Here is a 12,063-nt window from a genome sequence, read left to right on the forward strand (position 1 = left end):
CTAAATCCATCACTACCGCCATTTTTCCTGCTAATTTACCTGTCGGAATATCTTTTAAACTATCTAATTTTCTAAACAATGCCTCTAAAGTTGAACCATCAATAATCCAAATCTGACTAAATTTTGTCAGAGAAAAACAAACACTATCAGGAAGTGGACGAGATATTCTTTCTTGCGTGCGATTCGTTTAGGACAAAGTTAGGTCTAACTCAAGAATCACAGATTCAAGGAGAGACACTTAGGAGAGATTCTAAGACTAACGTACCCCTAGCAAGGTAAAAAATGACTTAAAAGAAATTATAAGCCCTTTCTAAGGCAATTTTGAAGGTCAACAAATCAGAATCTCGACAGTTCAATAATCACATTATGATAAGTAGAAATACTCATTAACAACCAAAAAAGTAGGGAAATGTTAAGCGATTGTTATAATCACATAAACGGATTACCGCACACTATACGGTAGTGATAACCGAACCTAGACAACGTACCTTGACAACTTGTTCTTCCGTGATGGTGAGAATCCATCCCTCCAGATGTCGGAGTGACAGCATATCCCTTAGTCACTTGAGACTGGTAATCTCATAGGCTAACGCAGGGAAATAGGGTGTCCATACTACTAGCCAAAAGTGGTACACATCTTGCAATTCTGAATATGATTACGCAAGGAACTTACGTTTGAACCATCGTTAGAATAACCTAGCTAAATGGCTGATAAGCTAGACCAACAGGTGATACTCTAATATACCAACAGGTTGCGGATCCTGAATTGGGAACATCAATACAGAGTCGGTGGAGAGTAAGAATCTAAGTTCAGAGAAAACGGAAGACAGGAACGAATTAACTCCTTCTAATCTCTTAAAGTGGTCGAAGACTTTAAGTAGTAACCAGCGTAAGGTTATTAGGGTAAAGATTGTGTAAGAAGCGAACGGCTTTATGTAATGTAAAGTATATGCTGACGTACACACTTAGATATGTATTGTATGGTCTCAATTAGTAATTAATATGTTATGAACGTAAAGTATAAATGGGATACTTGGAATCAAATAGACTGGAAAGTCGTAGAGATTGCGGTATTTAAGTTACAAAAAAGAATATACAGAGCAAGTCAGAGTGGCAATGTCAAATTGGTTCACAAATTACGGCGACTACTAACGACTTCTTACTATGGCAAACTCTGGGCAACCAGACGGGTAACCCAAGATAATCAAGGAAAAGTAACGGCTGGAGTAGATGGTAGAAAGTCTCTTACGCCAAAACAAAGATTTGAACTCGTTAATAATCTCAGATTAGGAAGAAAAGCAAAGCCATTACGCAGAGTTTGGATACCAAAATCAAATGGGGAAAAACGAGGTTTAGGAATACCCACCATAGAAGATAGAGCATTACAAGCTCTAGTCAAATTAGGATTAGAGCCACAATGGGAATCAACTTTTGAAGTAAATTCCTATGGATTTAGACCAGCAAGGAATTGTCATGATGCCATAGAAGCTATATTTATTGCAATTCATCAAGTACCTAAATATGTACTGGATGCGGATATAGCAGGATGTTTTGACAACATCAATCACAATAAATTACTTGCAAAACTCAACACTTATCCCACACTTAGAAATCAAGTCAAGGCTTGGCTAGAAAGTGGAGTGATGGAAAAGGGTCTCTTAACCAATACTGATAAAGGCACACCACAAGGAGGAGTAATATCACCCTTATTGGCAAATATAGCCCTACACGGAATGGAACTAGAAATCAAGAAATATGCCAGAACTCTGAAGGGGCGAAAGAAAGTAAATGAGGTGAGTATAAGTTTAATAAGATATGCAGACGATTTTATAATCCTGCACAAAGACTTAACTATAATCCTCAAATGCAAGGAAATAATCGAGAAATGGTTAAAAGACATAGGCTTAGAATTAAAACCAAGTAAAACCAAAATTTCCCACACTCTTAATAAGTATATGGGAAATGTCGGATTTGACTTTCTTGGATTTAACATAAGACAATACCCAACAGGGAAATGTCACAGTGGTAAATCATCAAAGGGAAAGCAACTTGGATTTAAGACTATCATAAAACCCTCAAAAGAAAAAGTAAAATCTCATCTTAAAAAGATTGGTGATGTAATTAGAAATCACAAATCGGCATCTCAATCGGTTTTAATTTCAAAATTAAACCCAATAATCAGAGGATGGAGTAATTATTACAGTTCAGTTTGTAGTAAAGAAACATATGCAGATTGTGACCATATCTTATATCAACAACTTAAGAGATGGAGTGAAAGAAGACACAGTACAAAATCTAAATCATGGGTAAATAATAAATATTGGCACTCAGACTACTCATTTGGAAAAATGAGAAATTGGGTTTTCAGTACCCATGAGGAAGGAGGGATGAAACTTTTTAAACACACAGATACACCCATTGTGAGACACACCAAAGTTAAAGAAGATAAATCCCTTTTTGACGGAAATATGATGTATTGGTCAAGTCGTATAGGAAAACACCCAGAAGTATCAACAAGAATGGCAACATTACTTAAGAAACAGAAGGGTAAATGTAATCACTGTGGATTGTATTTCAAAGATATAGACTTAGTAGAAATCGACCATGTTATCCCCAAATCATTAGGGGGCAAAGATGAATACTCTAACCTACAAGCTCTGCATCGACATTGTCATGACACAAAAACTGCAAGTGATGGAAATACCAAAGGCAGTTGATTTGTACCCATAACAAGGGACGTATTTGAGAGGAGCCGTGTGAAGTGAAAGTTTCATGCACGGTTCTGAAGAGCAGTTTGGTAGGTGACTACCACTCTGACTTTAATCACCTTTGTTTTAATTTAGGCAATAATTCTTTAAATACTTGTTCAAATAAAATTGATGGAAAAGTTAAAAATCTTTCTGAAAGTGCTTTTTGACTGACTTTAGTTACATTTACCCACAAAAAGCCTTCTTTATTTAAAATACGGGTTAACTCGTTTACACTGGGGACATTACGCCATAAAAGAGTCAATATTGCTGCCGTCATTAATGACAAATTGAGAATACGATTTCTTAATCCCAAATCACGAAACAAAGCTTCTTGAGCAAAGATAGAAGGGGTTAACAGTTCCGACAAATGTGAAAAAATGGCATCATTTTCCATCAAAGGATGATGTTTTTTTTGTGCGTGATCTCGGTTAATTTTCTTAGTCATCCGTGGTTGGGAAAAAGGGAATACTCTCAAAATATTAACATTTATAAGGCTTTCAGCTATTTGTTAATTTTTATTACTATTATCTTGACTTTTTGTTGATTTATTTAACTTCTAACGAATGCTCTAATCATGGCTATGCTCAGGGTATTGATGAAACCATGAGTATTGATCAAACGAAACATTCTCTCTTTGGTGCTTCTAAGGTGGCAGCAGATGTATTGGTACAAGAGTATGGACGCTATTTCGAGATGAAAACCGCTTGTTTTAGGGGAGGATGCCTAACAGGTCCAAGTCATGCTGGTACTAAGTTACATGGCTTTTTATCCTATCTGATGCGCTGTGCCATAACGGGTAATCATTACGAGGTTTACGGTTACAAAGGAAAACAGGTTCGGGATAATATCCACAGTTACGACTTGGTTAATGCTTTTTATCATTTTTATCAAAATCCCCGTATTGCTGAGGTTTATAACATCGGTGGTAGTCGTCACAGTAATTGTTCTATGGTAGAGGCGATCGCACTTTGTGAGGAGATTACGGGGAAAAAGATGAATTGGAGTTATAGCGAAACAAACCGTATTGGCGATCATATCTGGTGGATTAGCGATGTGAGTAAGTTTCAAAGTCATTATCCTGATTGGTATTTTCAATACACCGTCAAGGATATTCTACAGGAAATTTACACCAATAATCTTGATCGATGGTAGCCCTCACCCCATCCCCTCTCTCATTAAAAAAAGGCAAAAAATACCGATTATTCAATTATCAACATTAATTACTAATACAATTAAATGCTTATTAAATATGGCTAATAGAGACAAAAAACACCAGTTGTACAACTATTTTACAGATTTTGAGAATATATATATTAAAAAAATTATCTTTCTCGGATTTATCCTAATATTTACCATCCTAATAATTTATTATTTCATTTTAAAATCAAGTTTCAGTAACTATGTTTATTCAGAATGGTTAGTTAATTATGTTGGAGGATTTGTGAGGAGAGGATTAACAGGAAGTATTATTTTTTGGTTAAGAGAAAATTTTAACTTAAATAATCCTCAAACATTTTTTATGGTAGTTTATTTTAACTATCTAATTTTTTTAGTATGGTCAATAATTTATTTAATTAAAGTTAATAAATCGTTAAGGGTATTAACAGTAGAAACTATTTTAATTTTTTTATTTTTACCTTCATTATTATTATTTCCCATTAATGATATTGGTGGATTAGGTAGAAAAGAATATTTATTTTTTTTCGGACTGCTAATAAATTTATGGCTAGTTTCTCAAACAGTTACCTCTCTATATTTATCTGATATAAATCAAGTAAAACAAGAATTAAATCGAAAAACTATCGATAAATACTGCTATCAATTATTTATTTTTTACAATTTATTTTCTATTCCTACTGCTTTGAGTCATGAAGCAATATTGTTTTTAGTTTTGCCTTTAAATATATTAATTAGTTTATCTATATTAGCACTAAATAATTTACCAATAAAAACAATTAAAAAGATCATAATAATTTATTCTCCAACGATTATAGTAGCTTTAATTTCTCTGATTTTTAATGGTAATAAAGAAGTAGTCGTTAGTATTTGTAAATCTTGGCAAGAATACAATTTAGTTCCTAATTGTCAAGAACTACCTGAAGTTTTATCTTATTATACTTATTCAACTTTTGAAGCAATACAAGAAACTTTTAAAAGGAACATTTTATATGATAATGGTTTAAGGTTTTTCAGTTGGATAACTGCATTTTTTTTAAGTAAAATTATTCTCATGAGAGCGTCAGAGATTACTATTAGTAAAACAGTTGAAGAAGAAAATAGAAGATTATATATTAAGAATGAAAGTTTATCTTTTTCACCTCAAGAAGTATCTATTAATTTTAGTTTTAAGTATTTTTTTATCCCTTTTATTGGTTCTTTTATTCTCTATATAATTGCTTTTGATTGGGGTAGATGGTTTATGACTATTTCAATAACTTACGCTGTTTGTTTATTAACTCCTAGTCTTATAAAATTAAAAATGTATAGTTATCAAAAAAATCAAGAGTTATTAAAAATAATTAAGCCTATTTATAACTTATATTCTCATATAATCTCTTTTTTTCAAAATAAATTTGACATCAAAAAATATTACTTAATCTATTTTATTTTGCTAATTTATACCTTATTTTTTATCAGAATTACTCATTATGACATGAATTTTATAGATTTATCGAATGGTTTTATTCCTATTCACTATTACACAATTTTTAGTTGATAAAGTGAATAACTATAATTAAAAATTTCATTATGAATAACAACATATTATCAGGAAAAGTAATTAAATTTTTGTTAGGAGGCGGTGTGGCTACCGCTATCAATTTACTGCTGATTTTCCTCCTCATTGAAAAATTTGGTTTTGATACTCCCTTTTTACGCAATGTTGCTAATATAATTTCCATCGAACTTTCCCTGATTGCCAGTTTCTTTATCTACCGTATTTGGGTATGGCGTGGCGGTAGTTGGAATTGGTTTAACGTACTTTTCAAACAACTTCCTCTCTATCATGTATCCGCAGGAACGGCGATCGTGGTACGGGTGTTCTTTGTATTTCCTTTGTTGGATTTTTGGGGAGTTAGTTACGGCGTAAATACGGTTTTTGGGGCGTTAATCAGTGCTTCCCTCAATTTTATCATTAGCGATCGCTTTGTGTTCTCTAGTAGCAAAAATCAGGGCAAGGAAGCCTATTTTCCTGAAGCCTTAACCCCTGCTTTATTGCCTGATAGCTCCCCTACTCGCCCCCTTGCCCCCAACTTTGGGGGAGAAGAAGAAAAAGTCCCCATAATTGGGGATTTAGGGGCAAAAATTAACTTGTTTTCGTTGGTGATTCCTGCCCACAATGAAGAAGATTGCATCGTCAACACTATCCATAATATCAGTGAGCATCTCGACTAAGCCTCCATCAACTATGAAATTTTGGTAGTCAATGACAATAGTAAGGATAAGACGGAAAACCTTTTACAAGAATTGCACGAGGAGAATCCGAGAGTGCATTACATCAATAATTACTATCCCAATGGCTTCGGTTTTGCCGTTCGCTGTGGTTTAGAAAATTTCAATGGAGATGCGGTTGCCATCGTCATGGCGGATAATTCCGATAGCCCAGAGAATATGATTGATTACTATAATAAAATGCAGGAGGGCTATGATTGCGTTTTCGGTTCGAGGTTTATCAAAGGGGGCAAGGTTATAGACTATCCTTTTTATAAGCTAACCATTAACCGCATGGCAAACCTGTTTATTTCCGTGCTTTTTGGCTTGAATTTTAATGACACCACCAACGCCTTTAAAATGTATCGGCGAGAAGTTATTGAGGGGATTTCGCCCTTACTATCTCATCATTTTAATCTTACCGTAGAACTTCCTTTAAAGTCGATCGTGCGAGGTTATAGTTATGCAATTATACCTATTACATGGAAAAATCGATCGGCAGGAGTCTCAAAATTAAAGTTAAAAGAAATGGGTAGTAGATACCTTTTTATTGTGCTTTATACATTGCTAGAAAAACACCTTTCAAGAGGTGATTATCAGCGAAAAGAAACACCAATTAAAGTTAAATCTTCGGATTAAGTTTATGAATTTGTATATTATAAAATAATAAATAATTTGGAGAAGAAAAAATGCAAACAATTAGTTTTAAAACTTATATAGGAGAAGACGGTATTTTACAAATATCTTTACCTGAACATCTCAAAAATACAGATTTAGAAATAACTTTAGTTTATCAACCGATTTTAGCATCTAAAAATAAAAAAAATGATCTTTCAACAGGATGGGCAAAAGAATTTTTTGAAGAAGTAATTGGGGGTTGGGAAGGAGAAGAATTAGTCCGAGAAAAACAGCTTCAACTATCAATTAATAACTAAAATTATGAGAGTTTTACTAAAGAGTAAACAGGATATTTTTCTGCAATTACAGACACATCAAAAGACATTAGAGAATTATGGTGTAAAGCGATGTGGTTTGTTTGGTTCGTTTCAAAGGGGAGAAGCCACAGAAAACAGCGATATTGATTTATTAGTGGAATTTAAGTCTGAATTGAAAACCTTTATGAATTTTATGGATTTATGCTTTTTTCTTGAGGATTTATTTGAACGTAAGGTGGACGTTTTAACTCCTGAATCCTTGAGTCCATATCTTCGGGATATAATTTTAGGGGAGGTAGAATATGTCTCTTTCCGTTAAAGTTTATTTGTGTCATATAGCAGACGAAATTGATTATTTATTAGACTTATCCGCAGGTTTAGAAAAAGATAGCTTTTTAGAAGATAAAACCTTAAAAAGATCTTTTGTGCGTAGTTTAGAAATTATTGGAGAGGCAACCAAAAAGTTACCCAATGATTTTAGAAAAGACTATTCTCACATTCCCTGGAAACAAATGGCAGGAATGAGAGATAAGTTAATTCATGAGTATTTTGGAGTAGATTATGATCTGGTATGGAATGTAATTATTTATCAAATTCCCTTATTACATCAGCAGATTCAAGACATACTAAATCGAGAAAAATAGCTTATTAATTTAAGATAATATTTCAAGACTAGAAAATCAAACTATATTTTAAAATAAAATTAACTATTTAATACCAACTAAAATTATGAACAATAATCTTATCAATCAACAAGAATATTATTTACAACAACTTTATAATAATCGTTTCGATCCACAACAAAGAAAAGCAAAATTATTACTCTGGAAAACCCTGATTAAAGACTTTTTACAAACATACATTAACCCTAATGGTAGTGTGTTAGACATTGGGGGGGGGTACGGAGAGTTTATTAATAATATTAAGGCTAAAGAAAAGTATTTAATCGATCTTAATCCCGATGCTAAATTATTCGCTGATGATAACGTCACCGTGTTAAATATGAATATTTTAGACTTAAATGATCCCGAAAAATTTAACTGTAAGTTCGATCATATTTTGTATCTAATTTCTTTGAGCATTTACGCAATAAAGAAGAATTGGTCTCTATTTTAGCAGTCTGTTATCAACTATTAAATCAAGGAGGTTCACTATTAATTATTCAACCTAATTTTAAATATTGTTATAAGGAATATTATGATTTTATCGATCATCAATTACCCATAACTCACCTATCTTTACAAGAAATTTTAACCACGATCGGCTTTAAAATAGAAGTTTTAATTTCTCGATTTTTACCCTATTCTACTAAAGGAAATCCTAGTTCACCTTTGCTATTATCAATTTACTTAAGATTACCTATTTTCTGGTCAATTTTAGGCTCTCAAATGTTCATTAAAGCGGTTAAATAAATGTTATGGCAAAAAAAATTTTAATCACAGGTGGTGCAGGATTTGTTGGAAGTGCCTTAGCATTAGGTTTAGGTCAAAAATATCCTGATTGGCAAATTACAGCCCTAGATAATCTTAAGAGGCGTGGTTCTGAGCTTAATTTGCCCCGACTTAAACAAGCAAATATTAACTTTATTCACGGAGATGTGCGCAACCTTGAAGATTTAGACGCAAGTTTATTACAACCAGATTTGATTTTAGAATGTTCTGCTGAACCTTCCGTCTTAGCAGGGTATAATTCCCCTAAATATGTGTTAGAAACGAATTTAATTGGTACGATAAATTGTTTAGAGTTAGCAAGACAAACGAAGTCAGATTTTATCTTTCTTTCTACAAGCAGAGTTTATCCGATTTTTTACCTCAATAATCTAAATTTTACAGAAGAAAAAACACACTTTCAATTAAAGGAAAAACAAACTATTATCGGTGCTTCTAAGTATGGTATTGCAGAGAATTTTCCCTTAGATAAAGCTAGATCACTTTATGGTACAACCAAGTTATCTTCAGAATTATTAATCGCTGAATATGCTGATAGTTACGGTATTCGTACTTTAATTAATCGTTGTGGAGTCTTGACAGGACCTTGGCAAATGGGTAAAGTAGATCAAGGTGTATTTGCATTATGGATGGCTTATCATTACTTTAAAAAACCTTTAAAATATATTGGTTATGGTGGCAAAGGTAAGCAAGTTAGAGATTTTCTACACATTGAAGATTTATTAAATTTAATTGATTTACAAATTAATAAATTAGATCAATTTCAAGGAGAAACTTTTAATGTTGGAGGAGGAATCGATAATACTTTATCTCTTTTAGAAACGACTAAAATTTGTGAGGAAATAACGGGTAATTCCATCAATATTGAGCCGGTAAAAGAAAATCGTCAAGGTGATGTACCTATTTTTATCACCGATAGTCGTAAGATAAGAGAAAAAAGAAGTTGGCAACCGCAAAAGGATGCTAAAAATACCCTAACAGATATTTATCAATGGATTAAAGAAAATGAGTCTATGGTTAAGAGTATTTTAATCAGTTGAAAATTTACTTGAATTTAGGGGCTAATTTAGCAGACTCTAATTGTTATTCACAACCTAAACTATCTCTAGTCGCTATTCCTGTTACAGGATTAACCCCTTTTGCTTTTTCACACATCAAATTTAGTTGGTAACGATCAATAACAGCATCAGAAAAATCTGCACCTTCTATATTAGTATCATAAAATCGGGTACGAGTAGCAATGGCTTCGACAAAAATAGCATTTCGTAAGTCAGATAAATCAAAAGTAACACGATCAATTAATGCACCCGTGAAGTTAACACCTCGTAAATTAGCGTTAAGTAAAATTCCTTCTGTCATAATGGCGTTGGTTAAGTTGGAATTTTCAAAAGAGGCATTTCTTAAATTAGTAGCAGCAAATACTGAACCTGTCAAGTCTCGATTAGAAAAATCTTTTCCTTCTAATTCAGCATGAGTAAAATTAAGTATTTCTGCATTCACAGGTTGAGGTGTTAATAAGATTAACAAAAAAGCTAGAAATAAAAGTAAAAAACCGTAAAATACACGCCCAAAAATTGTTGATAAAGTAGAATTAATCATAGTTTTTTCTATATAAAAATTATTAAAAGTTAAACTTTGATAAGGATAAATCAAAGGGTACAATAAATTAGCTAAGTTATTAATCATAATTTATTTAATTGGTTTACTTTATTCTTATGTTAATTGTAACTAAAATCGTCAATTTAGAAACAGAAAGAGCAAAAATTTCTTCTCAGATTAAGGTGGGTTTTGTACCTACTATGGGAGCATTACATTTGGGTCATGAAAGTTTAATTAAACAAGCCGTAACAGAAAATGATTATGTGATAGTCAGTATTTTTGTTAATCCTTTACAATTCGCTATGGATGAAGATTTAGATAAATATCCAAGGCAATTAGATAAAGATAAAGAATTATGTGAAAAATTAGGGGTTAATCTCTTATTTATCCCGTCTGAGATAGAAATGAATACTATTAGTCAAGAAACAACTTTAATTATACCTCCTGTTTCAATGATGTCAGTGTTATGTGGTAAATATCGAAAAGGACATTTTCAAGGAGTTGCAACCATTGTGACAAAATTTTTTAATTTAGTTAAACCAAATATGGCTTATTTTGGGCAAAAAGATGCACAACAAGTGGCAATCATCAAAAAAATTGTTAATGATCTTAATATGGCTGTTAAGATCAAATCTTGTGATATTATTCGAGAAGAATCAGGATTAGCTTTAAGTTCAAGAAATCAATATTTAACTTTAGAAGAAAAACAAGAAGCGACATTATTATTTAAAAGTTTAATGTTAGCAAAAAAGAGTTTCTTAAAAGGACAAAATAATCCTAAAAATTTAATTGGTATCATCGAAAGTCAATTTAAAAATCATCCTATTTTAACTTTACAATATATAGAAATAGTTGATCCTGAAACATTACAAACCTTGACAAAAATAACTAATTCTGCTTTAATGGCGATCGCTGCCTATTGTGGTAATACTCGTTTAATAGATAATCTAATTTTAACTGTGAAAAAACCAATTATAGCCATAGATGGACCAGCAGGAGCAGGGAAATCTACCGTTAGTCGTCATTTAGCCCATGAATTAGGCTTTTTATACCTTGATACAGGTGCGATGTATCGTGCCATTACTTGGTTAGTCATGGAAAATCAGATTAATAGTACTGATGATAAAGCCATCGCTAAGTTAGTGGGATTAGCCAAAATTGAATTATTACCAAATTCTGATTTAAAAATTCCTGTCACCGTTAAAGTTAATGATATAGAAGTAACTAAAGCAATTCGCACTCCAGCAGTTACGACTAATGTATCGAAAATATCAGCGCAAAAAGCGGTTAGAGAAAAGTTGGTAAAATTACAGCAAGAATATGGGATACAAGGGGGAATTGTGGCAGAAGGAAGAGATATTGGTACGAATGTTTTTCCCCATGCCCAATTAAAAATATTTTTGACGGCATCCCCTGAAGCAAGGGCAAAAAGACGATTAATTGACTTAGAAAATCAAGGAGAAAGTAACCTTAATTTAAAGCAGTTAATTGCTGATATTCAAGAGAGAGATTATATTGATAGTACCAGAGAAATTGCACCCTTAAAAAAAGCAGATAATGCCGTAGAAATTCTCACGGATAATTTAACTATGGAGGAAGTTATTAACAAGATTAAAAGTTATCTTTAATTTTCTGTTGTTGAATAAAAGGTATAGGCTAGAATAAAACCAAAAAGAGTAGCTGCCAACTACTCCTTTATCATTCATATAACTAAAGAAATTTTAACATGAGTACAATCATCGAAACAGATTTAAAAGAAGTCTTAACGGTACTTAAACAAAACGATAAAAGAAATTAGGTTATAATTTTTGTATTATAACGTTTTTAGGTCAAAATGAAAGAAACAACATCTTCATCAATGCCACCATGTTTTAATCGCTGGTGTCAAAAAATAGATCCAGT

At 32.3% G+C, this 12,063-nt stretch carries 11 protein-coding genes and 3 pseudogenes; 11 read left to right on the forward strand and 3 right to left on the reverse strand.

Features of this window, described 5'->3' with window-relative positions:
• A pseudogene (locus ACEW8E_RS05220) lies at positions 1–175 on the reverse strand (IS4 family transposase); the annotation flags it as partial.
• 832 nt (positions 176–1,007) lie between these two features.
• Between ACEW8E_RS05220 and ltrA the strand changes: the two are divergent.
• On the forward strand, positions 1,008–2,717 hold the full coding sequence (gene ltrA, locus ACEW8E_RS05225) for a group II intron reverse transcriptase/maturase (RefSeq protein WP_373479285.1): 1,710 nt from the start codon (positions 1,008–1,010) through the stop codon (positions 2,715–2,717).
• A 115-nt stretch (positions 2,718–2,832) separates the two neighbouring features.
• Here the strand turns inward: ltrA and ACEW8E_RS05230 are convergent.
• Positions 2,833–3,144, reverse strand: a pseudogene (locus ACEW8E_RS05230) (IS4 family transposase); the annotation flags it as partial.
• 143 nt (positions 3,145–3,287) lie between these two features.
• Between ACEW8E_RS05230 and ACEW8E_RS05235 the strand changes: the two are divergent.
• The 9 genes and pseudogenes from ACEW8E_RS05235 to ACEW8E_RS05275 all read left to right on the forward strand — a co-directional run bounded on the left by ACEW8E_RS05235 (position 3,288) and on the right by ACEW8E_RS05275 (position 9,602).
• Positions 3,288–3,902 (forward strand): NAD-dependent epimerase/dehydratase family protein, encoded by a 615-nt coding sequence (locus ACEW8E_RS05235; RefSeq protein WP_373479286.1) that lies wholly within the window; start codon positions 3,288–3,290, stop codon positions 3,900–3,902.
• Between the two features lie 289 nt (positions 3,903–4,191).
• Positions 4,192–5,466 (forward strand): hypothetical protein, encoded by a 1,275-nt coding sequence (locus tag ACEW8E_RS05240; protein ID WP_373479287.1) that lies wholly within the window; start codon positions 4,192–4,194, stop codon positions 5,464–5,466.
• A gap of 32 nt (positions 5,467–5,498) precedes the next feature.
• Positions 5,499–6,818: pseudogene (locus tag ACEW8E_RS05245) on the forward strand (glycosyltransferase).
• 50 nt (positions 6,819–6,868) lie between these two features.
• Positions 6,869–7,114, forward strand: coding sequence for a hypothetical protein (locus ACEW8E_RS05250; protein ID WP_373479288.1), 246 nt, complete (start codon positions 6,869–6,871; stop codon positions 7,112–7,114).
• Between the two features lie 4 nt (positions 7,115–7,118).
• The gene (locus tag ACEW8E_RS05255) at positions 7,119–7,433 is read left to right on the forward strand and encodes a nucleotidyltransferase family protein (RefSeq protein WP_373479289.1); all 315 of its coding nucleotides are present in this window, start codon (positions 7,119–7,121) and stop codon (positions 7,431–7,433) included.
• Entirely contained in the window at positions 7,417–7,758 is a 342-nt protein-coding gene (locus tag ACEW8E_RS05260; protein WP_373479290.1) for a DUF86 domain-containing protein, read from the forward strand. The genes ACEW8E_RS05255 and ACEW8E_RS05260 overlap by 17 nt, the downstream gene beginning before the upstream one ends.
• Positions 7,759–7,843: 85 nt before the next feature.
• On the forward strand, positions 7,844–8,230 hold the full coding sequence (locus tag ACEW8E_RS05265; protein ID WP_373479291.1) for a hypothetical protein: 387 nt from the start codon (positions 7,844–7,846) through the stop codon (positions 8,228–8,230).
• Positions 8,215–8,526: a hypothetical protein gene (locus tag ACEW8E_RS05270; protein WP_373479292.1), complete on the forward strand. Its 312-nt coding sequence runs from the start codon at positions 8,215–8,217 to the stop codon at positions 8,524–8,526. The genes ACEW8E_RS05265 and ACEW8E_RS05270 overlap by 16 nt, the downstream gene beginning before the upstream one ends.
• 5 nt (positions 8,527–8,531) lie before the next feature.
• Positions 8,532–9,602 carry an NAD-dependent epimerase/dehydratase family protein gene (locus ACEW8E_RS05275; protein ID WP_373479293.1) on the forward strand — a complete coding sequence of 357 codons (1,071 nt, stop codon included), beginning with the start codon at positions 8,532–8,534 and terminating at the stop codon, positions 9,600–9,602.
• 43 nt (positions 9,603–9,645) lie between these two features.
• On the opposite strand, the gene ACEW8E_RS05280 is transcribed toward ACEW8E_RS05275, so the two are convergent.
• Entirely contained in the window at positions 9,646–10,161 is a 516-nt protein-coding gene (locus ACEW8E_RS05280; protein ID WP_373479295.1) for a pentapeptide repeat-containing protein, read from the reverse strand.
• A gap of 116 nt (positions 10,162–10,277) precedes the next feature.
• Between ACEW8E_RS05280 and ACEW8E_RS05285 the strand changes: the two genes are divergently transcribed.
• On the forward strand, positions 10,278–11,789 hold the full coding sequence (locus ACEW8E_RS05285; RefSeq protein WP_373479294.1) for a bifunctional pantoate--beta-alanine ligase/(d)CMP kinase: 1,512 nt from the start codon (positions 10,278–10,280) through the stop codon (positions 11,787–11,789).
• The last annotated feature ends 274 nt before the right edge of the window (positions 11,790–12,063 follow it).

It is taken from the genome of Geminocystis sp., assembly GCF_041753295.1.
Taxonomy (GTDB): Bacteria; Cyanobacteriota; Cyanobacteriia; order Cyanobacteriales; family Cyanobacteriaceae; genus Geminocystis.